Origin of the sequence: Nesterenkonia sp. Act20, assembly GCF_019173455.1 — a bacterium.
Classification (GTDB): domain Bacteria; phylum Actinomycetota; class Actinomycetes; order Actinomycetales; family Micrococcaceae; genus Nesterenkonia.
Genome location: NZ_JADPQH010000001.1, coordinates 300,066 through 317,074, shown reverse-complemented (window position 1 = coordinate 317,074; position 17,009 = coordinate 300,066). Strand labels below are relative to the sequence as shown.

Annotated in this window: 12 protein-coding genes; 8 read left to right on the top strand and 4 right to left on the bottom strand. The window is 66.1% G+C overall.

The annotated features are described in order from the left end of the window. Nucleotides 1-5: 5 nt before the first annotated feature. Nucleotides 6-1,904 (top strand): 2-oxoglutarate dehydrogenase, E2 component, dihydrolipoamide succinyltransferase, encoded by a 1,899-nt coding sequence (sucB, locus tag IY716_RS01425; RefSeq protein ID WP_218219874.1) that lies wholly within the window; start codon nucleotides 6-8, stop codon nucleotides 1,902-1,904. Nucleotides 1,905-1,982: 78 nt separating this feature from the next. Here sucB and IY716_RS01420 read toward each other — a convergent pair whose 3' ends face one another. After that, nucleotides 1,983-3,647: a protein kinase gene (locus tag IY716_RS01420; protein WP_218219873.1), complete on the bottom strand. Its 1,665-nt coding sequence runs from the start codon at nucleotides 3,645-3,647 to the stop codon at nucleotides 1,983-1,985. Nucleotides 3,648-3,749: 102 nt separating this feature from the next. Here IY716_RS01420 and lipB point away from each other — a divergent pair, with 102 nt between their 5' ends. The 7 genes from lipB (at nucleotide 3,750) to IY716_RS01385 (ending at nucleotide 11,514) form a co-directional block, all read left to right on the top strand. Then, nucleotides 3,750-4,517, top strand: a complete 768-nt coding sequence (gene lipB / locus IY716_RS01415; protein ID WP_218219872.1) for a lipoyl(octanoyl) transferase LipB — start codon at nucleotides 3,750-3,752, stop codon at nucleotides 4,515-4,517. After that, nucleotides 4,514-5,521 (top strand): lipoyl synthase, encoded by a 1,008-nt coding sequence (lipA, locus tag IY716_RS01410; RefSeq protein ID WP_218219871.1) that lies wholly within the window; start codon nucleotides 4,514-4,516, stop codon nucleotides 5,519-5,521. The genes lipB and lipA overlap by 4 nt, the downstream gene beginning before the upstream one ends. Before the next feature lie 23 nt (nucleotides 5,522-5,544). Next, nucleotides 5,545-6,342 (top strand): DUF4191 domain-containing protein, encoded by a 798-nt coding sequence (locus tag IY716_RS01405; protein WP_218219870.1) that lies wholly within the window; start codon nucleotides 5,545-5,547, stop codon nucleotides 6,340-6,342. Nucleotides 6,343-6,653: 311 nt separating this feature from the next. Then, nucleotides 6,654-7,286, top strand: a complete 633-nt coding sequence (gene rpsD / locus IY716_RS01400; RefSeq protein WP_218219869.1) for a 30S ribosomal protein S4 — start codon at nucleotides 6,654-6,656, stop codon at nucleotides 7,284-7,286. Nucleotides 7,287-7,469: 183 nt separating this feature from the next. Further along, entirely contained in the window at nucleotides 7,470-10,169 is a 2,700-nt protein-coding gene (alaS, locus tag IY716_RS01395) for an alanine--tRNA ligase (protein ID WP_218219868.1), read from the top strand. Then, nucleotides 10,162-10,671 carry a Holliday junction resolvase RuvX gene (ruvX, locus tag IY716_RS01390; RefSeq protein ID WP_369699549.1) on the top strand — a complete coding sequence of 170 codons (510 nt, stop codon included), beginning with the start codon at nucleotides 10,162-10,164 and terminating at the stop codon, nucleotides 10,669-10,671. The genes alaS and ruvX overlap by 8 nt, the downstream gene beginning before the upstream one ends. A gap of 159 nt (nucleotides 10,672-10,830) precedes the next feature. Further along, entirely contained in the window at nucleotides 10,831-11,514 is a 684-nt protein-coding gene (locus IY716_RS01385) for a hypothetical protein (protein WP_218219866.1), read from the top strand. Nucleotides 11,515-11,525: 11 nt separating this feature from the next. Here the strand turns inward: IY716_RS01385 and IY716_RS01380 are convergent, their stop codons facing one another. The 3 genes from IY716_RS01380 to secD form a co-directional block, all read right to left on the bottom strand. Further along, nucleotides 11,526-13,811 carry a bifunctional (p)ppGpp synthetase/guanosine-3',5'-bis(diphosphate) 3'-pyrophosphohydrolase gene (locus IY716_RS01380; protein WP_369699662.1) on the bottom strand — a complete coding sequence of 762 codons (2,286 nt, stop codon included), beginning with the start codon at nucleotides 13,809-13,811 and terminating at the stop codon, nucleotides 11,526-11,528. A gap of 158 nt (nucleotides 13,812-13,969) precedes the next feature. Continuing rightward, a complete protein-coding gene (secF, locus tag IY716_RS01375) occupies nucleotides 13,970-15,097 on the bottom strand; it encodes a protein translocase subunit SecF (protein ID WP_218219864.1) in 1,128 nt (375 codons plus the stop codon). After that, a complete protein-coding gene (gene secD, locus IY716_RS01370; protein WP_218219863.1) occupies nucleotides 15,097-17,007 on the bottom strand; it encodes a protein translocase subunit SecD in 1,911 nt (636 codons plus the stop codon). The genes secF and secD overlap by 1 nt, the downstream gene beginning before the upstream one ends. Between the last annotated feature and the right edge of the window lie 2 nt (nucleotides 17,008-17,009).

The following is a 17,009-nucleotide window of genomic DNA, read 5'->3' as shown; positions in this document are numbered from 1 at the left end:
ACACCATGTCTGAAACCGTGAACCTTCCAGCCCTTGGTGAATCAGTCACCGAAGGCACCGTGACCCGCTGGCTCGTAGAGGTCGGTGACACCGTCGAGGTCGACCAGCCGCTGCTGGAGGTCTCCACCGACAAGGTGGACACCGAGGTGCCCTCCCCCGCCGCCGGCACCATCGAAGAGCTCCTCGTGGCCGAGGACGAGACCGTGGAAGTGGGTGCTCCGCTGGTCAAGATCGGTGACGGCTCCGGCTCCGGCGATGACTCCTCCGACGAGGCCGAGGCATCCGCGGAGAGCGACTCCGGTGAGGGTCAGGACCAGGATGACGACGCTTCCGAGGCTGATGCTGAAGAGGCCGAGGACGCCGCCACCGAGGCTGAGCAGCCAGAGGCCACCGAGCAGGCCGCCGAGGAGAAGGCGCCCCAGCAGGACGCGGGCGGCTCCGACGCCGGCGACTCGGACGGTGAATCTCAAGAGGTGACGCTCCCCCAGCTGGGTGAATCCGTGACTGAGGGCACGGTGACCCGCTGGCTCGTCGAGGTCGGTGACACGGTCGAGGTCGACCAGCCCCTGCTGGAGGTCTCCACCGACAAGGTCGACACCGAGGTTCCCTCCCCCGTGGCAGGAACCATCCAGGAGATCAAGGTCTCCGAGGACGAGACCGTCGAGGTCGGGGCGGTCCTCGCACTCGTCGGCTCCGGCAGTGGCGGATCCTCCTCGCCTGCGCAGAGCGAACCGGATCAGGAGTCCGAATCCTCCAGCGATGAAGGTTCCTCCGAGGACGAGTCCGCTGAGTCGGAGCAGGCCGGCAAGGAGAAGTCGGAACCTGCCGAGGAACCCGCTCCCGAGGAGCGCACCGAAGATTCCTCGTCGAAGTCCGAGAAGACCGAGGCCCCTGCGAAGTCTGAGAAGCCCAGTGATTCCGGTTCTTCGGAAGCGAAGTCCGATTCTTCCGACTCTTCGGCGGAGGGCTATGTGACTCCCCTGGTGCGTCGACTCGCCAAGAAAGAAGGCGTCGACCTCTCAGACGTCAAGGGGACCGGTGTTGGTGGTCGCATCCGTAAGCAGGACGTCGTCGATGCCGCTGAGGCGAAGAAGTCTCAGTCCACATCCTCCGGCGAGGCTCCGACGGCGGGCGCAGCAGAGAAGTCCGCCCCCAAGGTCGAGGCAGACACCACCAAGCGTGGGTCCACCGAGAAGGCTCCCCGCATCCGACAGGTCATTGCCCAGCGGATGAACGAGTCGCTGGACATCTCAGCTCAGCTGACCCAGGTCCACGAGATCGACATGACACGCATCGTGAACCTGCGGGCCAAGGCCAAGGCTTCCTTCCGCGAGCAGAACGGCGTGAACCTCACCTACCTGCCCTTCATCGGGACCGCAGTCACCGAGGCGCTCAAGCAGCACCCCAAGCTGAACGCCGAGTATGACGAGACGAACCAGCAGATCACCTACCACGACAGCGAGCACCTCGGCCTGGCGGTGGACACCGAAAAGGGCCTGCTGGTCCCTGTCATCAACGACGCCGGAGACCTGAGCATGGCCGGGCTGGCCAAGAAGATCGTCGATGTGGCCGACCGGACGCGCAAGTCCAAGATCGGTCCCGGGGAGCTCTCCGGCGGCACCTTCACCATCACCAACTTCGGTTCCGTGGGGGCGCTGTTCGACACCCCGATCATCAACCAGCCGCAGGTCGCGATCCTGGGCACCGGAGCGATCGTGAAGCGTCCCATGATCGTCGAGGACGGGGATGGCAATGAGACCATCGGCATCCGGCACATGATGTACCTGTCCCTGACCTACGATCACCGTCTGGTGGACGGGGCCGACGCCGGACGGTTCATGCAGACGCTGAAGGCGCGGTTGGAAGGCGGAAACTTCGAGGCTCAGCTGGGTCTCGAGAGCTGACCGTCAACACTGTGTGATTCCACGAAAAGAGGGCTCGTCCACCACGGCGGGCCCTCTTTTCGCGTCCGGCCCCCGGGATCAATCGGGTTCATCCACGCTGTTCAGCAGCCACACGCCGCCGTGCCGCTTCAGTCCCAGCTCCACCTGTTGGGTCTGGGCTGGGCCGCCCTGCAGCCCCGCGGCAGTGACCCTGACCCGCAGTCGACGTTCGCCGGGAGCATGTCCCGAGGCCTCCCGGGCGGACTGCACCGCGATCTCCAGTGCCCGACCCTCGTAGCTCAGTCCCCGAGCACGGAGACTCCGGATCAATTCCTCATCGGCAAGCCTCGCCGGCGATGATTCCACGGTATATCGCTGCACCAGGCCAGGGTCGGCGCGCCGCAGCGCCTGTGTTCTGAGCAAGGCGATCCCTTCCAGAGCCGCCGCCGGGTCCTCGCGTCGCAGCATGTTCTCCGCGTCAGGGGTCTCCTGCAGCTCGGCCCGGGCTCCGGGGCCGAGCCGATCCTCAGCGCGCGTCCCTCTCGCCGTCTCGGGGCGTTCCACAGCCTCTGTTCTCTCCGCTGCCTCTGTGCTCCCCGGTGACTCTGTACCTTCGGGTGACTCTGCACCCTCCGGTGCCTCTGTGCTCCCCGGTGCGACTGGCATCTGAGCCGCCGAGGCTGCGCCAGGATCGCCGCCGTCGTTCTGTGGGGCGAGCACTATGGCCCCGATGCCCGATCCCAGCAGCGTCAGGGTGACGGCGAGGGCGGCGCCACGTCGAAGGTGAGGCGACCTGTGATTCACCGAGGGAAGCTCCGGCACCACTTCCTCATTCACGTAGGGAGTCAGGTCCAGCGGCGTGGGCACCGCCGCTCGAAAGAGCGCCACCGCGAAGTCCCCGGCACCGGGCCGCAGCCGCGGATTCTCCTGCAGCGCGGACTCCAGCAGCACGACCAGGCCATCGGGAACCTCGGGGCGCAGGGCCTGCAGCGGCGCCCGGTACTGGGTCCGCGCGGGCACCGCGCCACACAGCGCGAACCAGGCCACAGCGGCGAGTGAAAACACATCGGACTCGACTCGCAGCAACGGTGCTCGGTGTCGCGTCCCGACTGCGCCGGGACTGCGCCACCGGTTCGCCAGCGCCTCCGGGGCGATGAACCCTTCGGTCCCGGTGTGGGCCCCCGGCAGGCCGAGCGCCTGGGCATCGGCGAGATCGCCCAGGGCTGGCTTCCCGTCCGGAGCCAGCAGTATGTTCCCCGGAGAAACATCACCATGGACCACACCTTGCTGATGGAGACTCTCCAGCGCGGTGGCGATGGGGGTGAGCACGGTGACGAGTTCGCCTGTGCTGAGTCGCCCCGCCCGGCGGAGCACCGATCCCAGAGAACCGGCGCAGTATGGTTCCAGCATGAGTCCGAGACCGTGAGAGGTCTCGACCGCCCCGTACGCTCGCACGAGATGCTCGTGGCGCAGCCAGTCCAGCGCCCGGAGCTCCTTGGCCGCCGTCGCCGCGGCGGGGCGTCGCAGACCCTCCAAGTGAGGCAGCTTCAGGGCGAACCGCGACGGAGGCACCGCATCGACCAGGTGCCAGGGAGGCACTGCTGAGCCATCCCAGCTTGCCAGCCACACGGTGCAGGAGCCTCCCGCGCCGAGCATCCGCTCCACCGTGATCCCCGCGGCTCGTGGACCTTCGGAGCGCCGCCCGGCGGCGGGTGACGACGTGTCTCCGCTCGCGGGAACCGCATCATCTCTGACCAGCTGCATAGACATCATTGTGAACCCGGCACCTGCCTGGCACCCGAGTTATCCACAGGACTGGTCCGACACGTTCCCGTTCGAAGACCCATGTGGGTCTAGGCTGGTGTCATGGAGCTCGCATTCACGCGGCTGGGTTTCGACCCCCAGCTTCTCGACTACTCCGAGACGCATGCCGTCCAGCAGCGGCTGCACGCTGCTGTACAGGAGGGCACAGCCCCCTCGACGGTGCTGCTGCTCGAGCATGCAGACGTCTACACCGCCGGACGACGCACCGAGCCACAGGATCGCCCCAAAGACGGGACGCCGGTCCTCGACGTCGACCGAGGGGGGAAGATCACCTGGCACGGCCGCGGCCAACTCGTGGGGTACCCGATCCTGCATCTCCGTGACCCCTCCCTGGTGAGGGATTATGTCTGCGTTCTGGAAAAGATGCTGATCAGCCTGCTCTCCGAGGACTTCGGAATCCACGGGACCCAGGTCGAGGGTCGCTCCGGGGTATGGCTGATCGATGGCGAGGGCCAGCGCAAGATCGCGGCGATCGGTCTGCGTGTCCATCATTCCGTGACCATGCATGGATTCGCGCTGAACTGCTCGAATGATCTCGCTCCCTTTGCGAACATCATTCCCTGTGGAATCAGCGACGCCGGCACCACGAGCATCAGCGCAGAGCTGGGGCGCCGGGTCACACCCGAAGAGGTCGCCGGCAGCGTGACCGCCCGACTCCAGTCCGTCCTGCCTCAGCTGCTCAGGAGCACACCCTCGCCCGCTCTCCAGGCTGCTCCTCAAGGTGCAGCAGGCTCTGCCGGCTCCCACAACCCACGTGTCAGCCAGCGCGGCTGCGACATCTCTCGAACAACAGAAGGAGTCCCACAGTGACTGTGGCACCTGAAGGTCGACGCATGCTGCGCGTCGAAGCACGAAACGCCTCGATTCCAGTGGAGCGCAAACCTGAATGGATGCGCACCAAGGTCAAGATGGGCGATGAATTCGCCGCGATGAAGAAGCGGGTCGGCGAGAAGGGGCTGCACACGGTCTGCGAAGAGGCCGGCTGCCCCAACATCTTCGAGTGCTGGGAGGACCGCGAGGCCACCTTCCTCATCGGCGGCTCCGCCTGCACCCGACGCTGTGACTTCTGTGAGATCGACACCGGTCGGCCGGGTGCCATCGACGAGTCCGAGCCGCTGCAGGTGGCCCAGTCCGTGCAGGAGATGCAGCTGCGCTATGCCACCGTCACCGGGGTCGCGCGCGATGACCTCCCGGATGAGGGCGTGTGGCTCTACGCCGAGACGATCCGCAAGATCCACGAGCTGAATCCCGGCACCGGCGTCGAGATCCTCATCCCGGACTTCTCGGGTCGCGAGGAGAACATCGCTGGGATCTGTGAGGCAGCTCCCGAGGTCTTCGCCCACAACGTCGAGACGGTCCCGCGCATCTTCCGCCGCATCCGTCCGGCGTTCCGCTACGAGCGGTCCCTGGACGTGCTCACCCAGGGCCGGGCGCACGGCATGATCACCAAGTCCAACCTCATCCTGGGCATGGGCGAGACCCGCGAAGAGGTCTCCGAGGCCCTGCAGGACCTGCACGACGCCGGATGTGATCTGCTGACCATCACCCAGTACCTGCGTCCCACGCCACGGCACCTTCCGGTGGATCGCTGGGTCAAGCCCCAGGAGTTCCTGGACATCTCCCAAGAGGCCGAAGAGATCGGTTTCCTCGGTGTCATGTCGGGACCGCTGGTCCGTTCCTCTTACCGGGCTGGCTCGCTCTGGGCCAAGGCGATGCAGAAGAAGGGCTGGGAGATCCCGGCCGCCCTGGCCCACATCGAACCCTCGGGAGCCACCAAGCAGGAGGCCTCCACTCTGGTCGCGGCGGGCTTCTGAGCCTGCGGTAGACTGGGGTCACTATGGCACCAGCTGACACCACTCCCCCGGTCTCCTCCAAGGCGGAGGCGAAGACCGCGCTCAAGAACCTCCGGGCCCAGCAGAAGGCAGAGAAGCGGGACCGCAAAGCCCGTAAGAAGGCCAATAAGCAGGACGGCTTCTTCGCCCGGATCAAACAGGTCTTCTCGATGACCCGCTCCTATGACCCGAACATCGGGTGGTGGATGGCGCTGGCGTTCTTCGCCACGTTCGCGGTGATCTTCCTGATCGTCACCCTGCTGCTGAACTGGGTCACCGGGCTTCTGATCGCTCTGCCCCTGGCCCTGCTTGCCGCGATGATTCTGATGAATCGACGCGCCGAGAAAGCGGCCTTCTCCCGGATCGAGGGCCGTCCAGGTGCGGCAGCCGCAGCGCTGAGCACGCTCAAGCGCGGTTGGATCGTCACTGAAGAGCCTGTGGCCATGGACCCCAAGACCCAGGACGCGATCTTCCGAGTCGTGGGCAAGCCCGGGCTGATCCTGGTCACCGAGGGCCCCTCGCACCGGGTGAGCAAGCTGGTGCAGAAGACGCGCAAGCGCTTCAGCCCCATCCTGCGCGACACCGGAGTTCCGATCCACATCATCCAGGCCGGCCGCGGAGACCAGCAGGTCCCGCTGCAGAAGCTGAACCGGGCGATCAAGAAGCTGGACAAGAAGCTCACGAAGCACGAGGTCAACGCCGTCGAGCGTCGCCTTGCGGCGCTGCCGATCTCCCGGCCCCCGATCCCCAAGGGCGTCGATCCCTATCGCACCCGCCCTGACCGCAAGGCGTTGCGCGGCTAGCCTCCCCAGCATCTCAGCCGGCAATTCACAGCTGCCAGAACCCCGATCATCCTGGTGATGATTGGGGTTCTGTCGTCCCCGATGCTAGGCTGTTGTGCTGTCTGGCAGGCCTCGCATGTCAAGAGATGATCCTGCATTCGGACATCCCCCTCAGAACGTGGATGGGTTTCCGTGTGCCGATGCGAGGTCGCAGTGAAGTGAGCTTTCGGCAGCTCACGCTCTCCGGTTCTGGGATCCCGGAGGCCAGGTACCTGATCGTTTGTCGCGATCAGGGCTAAACATCAATCGCCGACACGACAGAAAGGCAGTCAATGCCCACATCACCATTGCGCAGTCGTCGGACTGTGAAGGCATCGCGTGCCCTTGGCATCGCGCTGACCCCCAAGGCTCAGAAGTACCTGGACCGCCGCCCCTACGGCCCCGGCCAGCATGGACGTACGCGTCGTCGTCAGGATTCCGACTACGCCGTGCGTCTGAAGGAGAAGCAGCGTCTGCGCGCGCAGTACGGCATCCGTGAGGCGCAGATGACGCGCTACTACGAAGAGGCCAAGCGCATGCACGAGGGCCTGACCGGTGAGAACCTCATCGAGCTGCTCGAGTCACGGCTTGATGCCTTGGTTCTGCGTTCGGGCTTCGCCCGCACCATCGCCCAGGCTCGCCAGTTCGTGGTTCATCGCCACATCACGGTCAACGGCAAGCGCGTGGACCGTCCGTCCTTCCGCGTGAAGCCGGGCCAGATGATCGCCGTGCACGAGCGCTCCGAGAGCTTCGAGCCCTTCCAGGTGGCTGCCGCTGGCACCCACCAGGACGCGCTCCCGGCAGTTCCCGGATACCTCACCGTGGAGATCGAGAAGCTGCAGGCGACTCTGTCCCGCAAGCCCAAGCGCGAAGAGGTCCCCGTCACCTGTGAAGAGCAGCTCGTGGTCGAGTACTACGCACGCTGATCTTCCACAGATCGCTCAGAACAAACACGTTCTGAAATCCACAGAGCCCGCTGCGCTCCCCAACAGGGAGACCGCAGCGGGCTCTGTGTTTGAACTAAGCTGGTCCCGGCGCAGATCCACCCAGGTCACAACACCAGGGCGGCCGACTCGCAGCGACCATCAGCAGGAGGATCCCAGAATCTCATGAAGACCGAGGACATCGCCCGGACGTGGTACGACTACTTCGCCGCCCAGGGGCATGAGCGCGTACCCAGCGCATCGCTGATCTCACCGGACCCCTCGGTGCTGTTCACCATCGCCGGGATGGTGCCGTTCATCCCGTACTTCATGGGAACCGAGACTCCGCCGTATTCACGCGCGGTGTCCGTGCAGAAGTGCATCCGCACCGCGGACATCGAGGAGGTCGGCAAGACCGCCCGCCACGGCACGTTCTTCCAGATGTGCGGCAACTTCTCCTTCGGCGACTACTTCAAGGAGAAGGCCATCCCGATGGCTTGGGAGTTGCTGACGAACCCGACCGCGGGCGACCCCGAGACGGGCCTGCGCGGCTACGGACTGGACCCTGAGCGGCTCTGGGTCACGGTCTACCAGGACGACGACGAGGCGTACGCCATCTGGCGCGATGATGTGGGTGTGCCCGAGGCGCGGATCCAGCGTTTCGGCCCCGAGGACAACTATTGGAACACCGGTCAGGCCGGCCCGGGTGGGCCCTGCTCCGAGATCTACTACGACCGGGGCCCCGCCTACGGCATCGAGGGCGGCCCGGCGGTCGATGAGACCCGGTATGTCGAGATCTGGAACCTGGTCTTCATGCAGTATCGGCTCTCCGCCGTGCATTCCAAGACCGAGTTCGAGGTCGCCGGCCCGCTGCAGAACAAGAACATCGACACCGGTCTCGGCCTCGAACGCCTGGCCATGGTGCTCCAGGGCGTGGAGAACATGTACGAGACCGACCAGGTCCGTCCCGTGCTGGACCGAGCATCCGCCCTCGCCGGAATCAGCTACACCTCCACCGAGGACCCGGCCGATCCCGCCCACGCCAATGACGTGCGCCTGCGCATGATCGCCGACCATGTGCGCAGTTCGCTCATGCTGATCTCCGACGGCGTGCGCCCCTCCAATGAGGGCGGCGGCTTCGTGCTGCGGCGCCTCATTCGACGGGTCATTCTGGCGATGCGGCTCATGGGCGTGGAGGAGCCGGTCTTCGGTGACCTGATCTCCGTGTCCAAGGAGGCCATGAAGGGCGTCTACCCGGAGGTGGAGACCGGCTTCGAGAAGATCCACGCCACCGCGGTGAAGGAGGAACAGGCCTTTCTGCGGACCATCTCCGCGGGGACTGCCAAGCTGCAGTCAGCCGTGTCCTCGGCGCAGACCGCCGGGTCTGCCGTCACTGGTGCGGACGCCTTCGCCCTGCACGACACCTACGGCTTCCCCATCGACCTCACTCTGGAGATGGCAGCAGAGGCGGGAGTCAGCGTGGACGAGACGAGCTTCCGCGCCCTGATGACCGAACAGCGTGAACGCGCTCGGGCCGACGCCAAGGGCAAGAAGTCCGGCCACGCGGACACCGGACTGTATCAGCAGCTGCGTGCGGACTCCCCGACCCGCTTCACCGGGTACACCGAGCACACCACGGAGTCCACGGTGCGTGGGCTCCTCGTAGACGGCGAGTCCCGGCGCAGCGCATCCGCCGGTGAGGACATCGAGCTGGTCCTCGACGCCACACCCTTCTACGCCGAATCCGGAGGGCAGGCACCGGACACCGGACGGGTCACCGGCGACGGTTTCGAACTCGAAGTCCTCGATGTGCAGTCCCCCATCAAGGGACTCTCGGTGCACCGAGCACGAGTCATCGCCGGTGAGGTACCGGTGGGCGCTGCGGCTCTGGGCGCGATCGACGTACGGCGCCGATTGGACGCCCAGAAGGCACACACCGGCACCCACCTGATCCACGCCGCACTGCATGACGTGCTGGGTCCCGAAGCCGTGCAGGCAGGATCCTTCAACAAGGAGGGCTACCTCCGCTTCGACTTCACCGCTGAGGAGGCGATGAGCTCCGGTGCACGCCAGGAGCTCGAGGAAGCCGCGAACGTCGCCATTCGGGACAACTACGAGGTGATGACCCGTGTGACCTCATTGGAAGAGGCCCAGGCCATGGGCGCGATGATGCTCTTCGGAGAGAAGTACGGTGAGGAGGTCCGCATGGTGGAGATCAACGGCGCCTGGTCGCGCGAACTCTGCGGCGGCACCCACGTCGATGCCACGGCTGAGATCGGGACGCTGGCACTGATGTCGGAGGCCTCGGTCGGTTCAGGCAACCGTCGTGTCGAAGCCCTTGTCGGTCTCGACGCCTTCAGCCACTTCGCAGCAGAGCGCACGCTGGTGAACCAGCTCACGGAGATGCTCAAGGTCCCGGCAGACCAGGTGCAGGACCGGATCGCCTCGACGCTGACCAAGCTCAAGGAGGTCGAGCGTGAGCTGGAGAAGCTGCGCAGCGCCCAGCTGCGGGCCAAGGCTTCAGAGCTGCTCTCCCAGACCGTGGATGCTGGCGGGATCGACGTGCTGGCCCACGACGCCGGAGCGGTGGCCAGTGCCGATGATCTGCGCGGCCTCGCGCTGGACCTGAGGGGCCGACTGGGCTCCCGCGCGGCAGTGGCGGCAGTCGCCGGCGTGGCCAAAGGACGTCCAGTGATCGTGGTCGCCACCACCGAGGCGGCTCGGCAGCAGAACGTCTCCGCCGGAGACCTGGTCAAGCTCGCCTGCGGCGTGCTTGGCGGCGGCGGCGGCGGCAAGGCCGACCTCGCCCAGGGTGGCGGGCAGGACACCACCAAGATCGCCGAAGCGCTCAATGTCGTCCTCGCTGCGGTCGGACAGCGTGGCTGAGCCGACTCCCGAGTCCCCTGCAGCGCCTCGGGCAGGTGTCCGCCTCGGCGTCGACGTCGGCGAGGCGAGGGTGGGGCTGGCAGCCTCGGACCCAGACGCGCTGGTCGCCACGCCGGTGATGACGCTTCGCCGGGACCACAATCGGGGCTCCGATCTGAAGATGCTGCTCAAGATCATCCGTGAGCGGAAGGTCAGCGCGATCTACGTGGGCCTTCCGCTCTCACTCTCCGGGGCCGAGACGCTGTCCACGCAGAAGGCTCGCGATTACGCCCAGCAGCTGGTCCAGCTTCTGAAGGAGGCCGAGATCGCGGCCGGGGTCTACCTCGTGGATGAACGGCTCTCCACCGTCTCGGCCGCTGAGAAGATGCGGGCCTCCGGGGTGACCTCACGGGATCAGCGCGACCGCATCGATCAGGCGGCCGCCGTCGAGATCCTCACGCACGCGATGGACCTGCGACAGGCCTGGGGCCGCGAACCCGGCGCCGCCGTCTCCGCAGACTGAGCCACCGCCCGCTGGCCGGGTCTCGTGCTGCAGCAGCGCCCGCAACGGGGGCTGTTGAGCTTCTCCACAGCCGACCGCGTCGGCATCGGACCCTGCCGAATCTCCACAGCCGGTGTCCGCCTCGGCGCGGTGAGATCGCGACTGCCTCATGCTTGGCTCATGACACCACGAACCGCGGCTCCCCTGCCCCAGGGGCTCTACCGAGCGGGTCCGCAGTTCAGCGCTGCCGAGCTGCAGGTCCTCGTCCACGAGGGAGCGCTCCGCCCCCTGGTCGCAGATGTCTATGCGTCGGCGCGGCTGCCGGACTCACCCGGCCTCCGTGCCCTGGGCTGCCATGAGCTGCTTGCTCCGGGGCTGCGTGCGGGCTCCGTGCTCTGTGGCGAGACGGCAGCCTGGGTCCACCTGGGAGGCACGCGCCGGCCCGAGAAGGTCTCGGTGATCACCGATGGTGTCTTCCGCCGCACGACCGCGGCGGTGACCGGTTGGCAGGTTCACCAGATGCCGCTGGAGCCGGGGCACGTGGTGCATCTGCAGGGGATCCCCGTGACCTCGCCGGTGCGCACCGCTGCCGACGTCTTTCTCGGCATCGGCACCTCAGCCAGCAGAAGCGCCCTGGACCAGCCGGCTCCCCAGGCGTACGCCACGGACCAGCAGGATGCCCGAGCCTCCACTCGTCGGTGGGAGCTGATCCGGCGCCTGGCAGACGCAGATCCCGAGGCGGTCTCAGTTCAAGGTCTCACCGCTCAGATCCGCCACCAGCTGCGCGGCAGAACCGAGCTGCAGCGCCGGCAGGAGCAGATCTCCGCCTTGCTGAAGGCACGGGTCTTCGGCGTCCGTCAATGAGCCGGCGGTGCTCAATGTTCGCGGCGTTTGCCCACGGTTCGGTAGACGTCGTAGACCCCGTCGATGCGCCGGACCGAGTTCAAGACGTGGTTCAGGTAGCGGGGGTCGCCCATTTCGAAGGAGAAGCGTGACAGCGCCACCCGGTCTCGGGAGGTCTGCACACTCGCAGAGAGAATGTTCACCTGGGACTCGGCGAGGATCCGTGTGACGTCCGAGAGCAGCGACTTGCGGTCCAGCGCCTCGACCTGAATCTCGACCAGAAACACCGAGGACTTCGTCGGCGCCCATTCCACCTCGACGAGCCGACCAGGCTGGTCCCGCAGCTGCTCGACGTTGCGGCAGTCTGCACGGTGGACCGAGACACCCTGTCCGCGGGTCACGAACCCTTCGATCTCATCGGGGGGAACCGGCGTGCAGCAGCGCGCCAGCTTCACCAGGACATTGCCGGCGCCTTTGACGATGACTCCGGCGTCGGAGTACTGGTTCGCAGGCGTCACCGGGGAGGTGATCGGAGTGGTGTCGTGCTCCTCGGACTCCTCCTCCTCGGGCTCGAAGAGCGCGATCAGGTGCTCAATGACGTTCTGGGTGGAGACATGGTCCTCCCCCACCCCGGCATAGAGTCCAGCCGCCTCGGTGTAGTGCAGCTGTTTGGCGACGGTGTCGAGGACCTCGGGGTTCATCACCTTCTGCAGCGGAAGCTGAGACTTTCGGATCGCCTTGGTCAGGCTTTCCTTGCCGCGCTCGATGGACTCCTCGCGACGCTCCTTGGAGAACCAGTGTCGGATCTTGTTCCGGGCGCGGGCGCTGTTGACGAACTGCAGCCAGTCGTTGCTGGGGCCGGCCGTCTCGGACTTGGAGGTGAAGATCTCCACCCAGTCTCCGTGCTGGAGCTCGGAGTTCAGCGGCACCAGCTTGCCGTTGACGCGCGCGCCGATCGTCTTGTGTCCGACGTCGGTGTGTATCGCGTAGGCGAAGTCGACCGGGGTGGACCCGGCGGGCAGAGACATGACTTCGCCTTTGGGCGTGTAGACGAAGACCTCTTTGGCGTTGATCTCGTAGCGCAGCGAGTCCAGGAACTCGTCGGGGTCCTTGGTCTCGGACTGCCAGTCCACCAGGGACCGCAGCCAGCCGATGTCCTCGGTGGCTTGGGACTGCTGGGTCGCCGTCCCGGCCAGGGAACCGCCTGCCGGCGGCGCGGAGGGAGCCTGCGGGGCGGAGAAGTCCTGCTTGTACTTCCAATGTGCGGCCACGCCGTACTCGGCGCGTCGATGCATCTCGTGGGTGCGGATCTGGATCTCCACCGGCTTGCCGGCCGGTCCCAGGACCGTGGTGTGCAGCGACTGGTACATGTTGTACTTCGGCATCGCGATGTAGTCCTTGAAGCGCCCGGGCAGGGGATTCCACCGGGCATGCAGAGCTCCGAGCACCGCGTAGCAGTCGCGGATCGTGTCCACCAGGACGCGGACACCCATCAGGTCATGGATGTCGTCGAACTCTTTGCCGCGCACGATCATCTTCTGATAGATCGAGTAGTAGTGCTTGGGGCGTCCCGTGATGGTCGCCGAGATGCTGGCCTCGTTGAGGTCGTCAGCGATGGTCTCGCGCACCTCTGAGAGGAACTTCTCCCGCTGCGGGGTCCGGTCCCCCACCAGGCGCACGATCTCCTCGTAGACCTTGGGGTAGAGCGCAGCGAAGGACAGGTCCTCGAGTTCCCACTTGATGGTGTTCATCCCGAGCCGGTGGGCCAGCGGGGAGAAGATCTCCAGGGTCTCCTTGGCCTTGCGTGCGCTGGACTCGGCGGCGACGTAGCGCCAGGTCCGGGCATTGTGCAGCCGGTCCGCAAGCTTGATCATCAGCACGCGGATGTCCTTGGCCATGGCGAGGACCATCTTGCGCACGGTCTCGGCCTGCGCGGCGTCTCCGAACTTCAGCTTGTCGAGCTTGGTGACACCATCGACGAGCAGGGCGATCTCTGCGCCGAACTCCTCGGTGAGCTGTTCCAGGGAGTAGGAGGTGTCCTCCACGGTGTCATGCAGCAGCGCCGCCGCCAGAGTGGATCCGGTGAGTCCCAGCTCAGCGAGGATGGTCGCGACCGCCACCGGATGGGTGATGTAAGGGTCGCCGCTCTTGCGCTTCTGGTCCCGGTGATGGTGATCGGCGGCCGCGAAAGCACGCTCGACCAGCGGAAAGTCCTGCTGGGAGTCATTGGCCCGCATGGCGCGCAGAAGTGGTTCGAGCAGCGGGGAGGATGATGCCTCCTCGCTGACCACACCCACCGCGCGCGCTCTCCTGACCACGGGCGGTGAGGCTGCACTCGCTGCCGCGAGCTGCGTGGTGCCCTCTGGAGCCGGGCGATCCTCGTTCACCAGTGCGGACCTGCTTTCCCTTGAGCGGAAACGGGATGCCGAAGACGGCGTGTCGGCAATTCTAGCCCCATTCCAGGTCACACCGTGACTCAGTGCTCGTGCGGGGCCTGAATGATGACCTGGTACTCGTCGTCGTCTTCCAGCTCGCCCTCCGGCTCGGGCTCTGGAAGCGGCGGGAACACGGTCGGTTGGCCGGCCGCGTCCAGCGCCATACCGGAGGAGGTCACCGCATGCACGCCGCGCTGCTCGCGGAGTGCGAGCACCTCGGCGGTGTGGGACCTGATGGCTGTATCGTTGCGGCGCATCCGGGCATACAGCGGCGCCTGGATGAAGATCGTGGCCAAGGTGCCCACGATGATGCCCACGAACAGAGACAGCGAGATGTCGCGTAGGGTGCCGGCGCCGAGCAGCAGGGAGCCGATGAACAGGATCGAGCCGACCGGAAGGATGCCCACCACGGAGGTGTTGATCGACCGCACCAGGGTCTGGTTCACGGCAAGGTTGACTCGCTCGGTGAAGGTCTGGTCCAGCTGGGAGCGCAGCCCGTCGACATTCTCGCGAATCTTGTCGAAGACGACCATGGTGTCGTAGAGCGCATAGGAGAGGATGGTCAGGAAGCCGATGATGGCACTGGGCGTGACCTCGAACCCGGTCGCGGCGTAGATCCCCACGGTCACGATGACCACGAACGCCAGGCCCAGCATCGCCGCTATCGACATGGTCCACGTGCGGAAGTAGAAGGCCATGTAGAGCGCGACCAGGACCACGAAGACGATCAGCCCCAGCAGCATCTGTTCTGAGATCTGCTCTCCCCAGACGGGGCCGATGAAGGTGGAGCTGACCTGCTCGGCCGAGACGCCATAGCCCTGTTGAAGGGCATCGGCGACTTCTAGCGTCTCGGTGTCGCTGAGCTCTTCGGTCTGCACACGCACCGTCCCAGGTGCCACGTTGGTGACGATGGCCTCCTGGCCGGAGACTTCCTCCACGGCGTCCTGGCCCACGGCGATGTCCGTGTTCTCGGTCTGCGAGACCGTGAACTCGGACCCGCCGGTGAACTCGATGCCCAGATTGAAGCCGCCCCGGAAGAACGGCACGGCGATGGACGCCAGGATCAGCACCGCGGCGAGGATGAACCACAGGTTAGACCGCTGGATGAACGGGTAGGCCCGCTCGCCCGTGTAGAGCTGGTTGCCTGCCTTGGCAAAGTTGGCAGCCATCAGCGCCCCTCCTCGGTCTCGTCGGTGTCCTGCTGACGTGACGCGGCGGCTCGCGCCCGACGCCGTTCGGCAATGGTCATCTGGGACCACTCACTTTCGGAGATCTCCGGAACCTCCTGGACCCGATCCTCGCGGGCGTCCCCGGCGGCGCCTGCGGAAGGCCGCAGCGGGGAGCTCGGCAGGCTGCCCGCCGAAGTGCCTGCGAGGGCGGCGGCAGGAGCGCTCTGCGAGAGGGTCTCGGCGCTGCCGCTCTGCTGGCGACGCCCGAATCGCCCGGAGCCGCGGTAGAGCACGTCGACTCCGAGTTCCTTCTCGGAGAGCCCAGAGAACTTCTTCCCTGCGGCGAAGAACTTCCTGCGAGCCACCAGCTGCATCAGCGGGTGGGTGAAGAGGAAGACCAGGATGACGTCGATGATCGCGGTGAGGCCCAGAGTGAAGGCGAATCCGCGCACATTGCCGACGGCCACCAGATAGAGGACGACGGCGGCGATCACGTTGACCGCCTTGGAGGCGAGGATCGTCCGTCGGGCACGCGACCAGCCGGCCTCGACGGCGCCGGGAAGGGATCTGCCTTCTCGCAGCTCGTCCTTGATGCGCTCGAAGTAGACGATGAAGGAATCGGCGGTCAGACCGATGGCGACGATCAGGCCCGCGATGCCGGCCAGGGAGAGGCGGTAGCCGTCGCTCCAGCCCAGCAGCGCGATGGCCCACCAGGTCATGACACCGGCGACGACCAGCGAGACGATCGTGACCAGGCCGAGCGTGCGGTACTGGAAGAGGGCGTAGCCCGCGACGAGCACCAGGCCGATGATGCCGGCGAGCAGGCCGAGTCGCAGCTGTTCCTCACCGAGGGTGGCGGAGATCTGCTGTTCCGACTCGATCTCGAAGCTGATCGGCAGCGAACCGTAGCGCAGCTGTTCGGAGAGGCCTCGCGCCTCGTCTTCGGTGAAGTCGCCCGTGATCTGCGGACGCCCGTCGACGATGGCGGCCTGCGTGGTGGGTGCCGAGATGACCTGCCCGTCGAGCATGATGGCGAACTGGTTCCTCGGAGCCTCCAGGCCGAGGAGCCGGGTCGTCGTGTCGCTGAAGGCTTCGGTGCCCTCGGCGTCGAAGTTGATCGTCACGGCCCATCGCCCGGTGGACTGACCGGCCCCGGACTGCTCCATGCCGAAGCTGGAGTCTTCGATGTTGGTGCCGGGTACCGCCACCGGTCCCAGCAGATACTTCATGCCGCTCTCGGGGTCGCAGGAGACCAGTGGTTCATCCGGCGAGGATTCTGCTCGATCTTCAAGGCTGATCTCGCTGCTGCATTCGAAGTTGGCGAAGTCCGCTGCGACCTGGGGAGTGATCCAGTTAGGATCCGAGCCGTTTTCGGGCTCAGCGGTGGGCTCCTCGAAGTCCTCAGGCTGCGCCTGCTCCTCTTCCTCGGTGCCGTCGAGCTGCTCCTCGAGAGCTTCGGCGTCCTCCTCGGAGAGATCTTCCTCCTCTGCGAGGAGCTCCTCCAGGAATGCCATGTCCTGTTCGGCCCGGAGAACGGGACGGAACTCCATGTCCGCCGAGGCTTGAATGAGCTCTCGGGTCTCCGCGTCAGGAGTACCGGGAAGACCCACGACGACGTTCTCACCGCCCTGAGTGGTGATCTCAGCCTCCGTCACACCGGAACCGTCAACACGTTGACGGATGACCTCCACCGCCTGCTGGAGCTGCTCCTCGTCGATCTCTTCACCCCCGTCGACCTGCGGAGAGAGGACCATCTGGGTGCCGCCCTCGAGGTCCAGGGCCAACAGCGGAGCCCACTGGGCGCGGCCGTCCTGCACTGCGAAGGCCAAGAGTCCGCCCATGCCGAGAAGCAGCACGAGCAGGCCGATCAGAACGCCGCGGGCATGAGCGGCCGGAGTACGTGTCGCCATAG

Coding starts and splice junctions, on each gene's coding strand:
- sucB (WP_218219874.1), top strand. CDS start 6: ATGTCTGAAACCGTGAACCTTCCAGCCCTTGGTGAATCAGTCACCGAA.
- IY716_RS01420 (WP_218219873.1), bottom strand. CDS start 3,647: ATGCAGCTGGTCAGAGATGATGCGGTTCCCGCGAGCGGAGACACGTCG.
- lipB (WP_218219872.1), top strand. CDS start 3,750: ATGGAGCTCGCATTCACGCGGCTGGGTTTCGACCCCCAGCTTCTCGAC.
- IY716_RS01405 (WP_218219870.1), top strand. CDS start 5,545: ATGGCACCAGCTGACACCACTCCCCCGGTCTCCTCCAAGGCGGAGGCG.
- rpsD (WP_218219869.1), top strand. CDS start 6,654: ATGCCCACATCACCATTGCGCAGTCGTCGGACTGTGAAGGCATCGCGT.
- alaS (WP_218219868.1), top strand. CDS start 7,470: ATGAAGACCGAGGACATCGCCCGGACGTGGTACGACTACTTCGCCGCC.
- IY716_RS01385 (WP_218219866.1), top strand. CDS start 10,831: ATGACACCACGAACCGCGGCTCCCCTGCCCCAGGGGCTCTACCGAGCG.
- secF (WP_218219864.1), bottom strand. CDS start 15,097: ATGGCTGCCAACTTTGCCAAGGCAGGCAACCAGCTCTACACGGGCGAG.
- secD (WP_218219863.1), bottom strand. CDS start 17,007: ATGGCGACACGTACTCCGGCCGCTCATGCCCGCGGCGTTCTGATCGGC.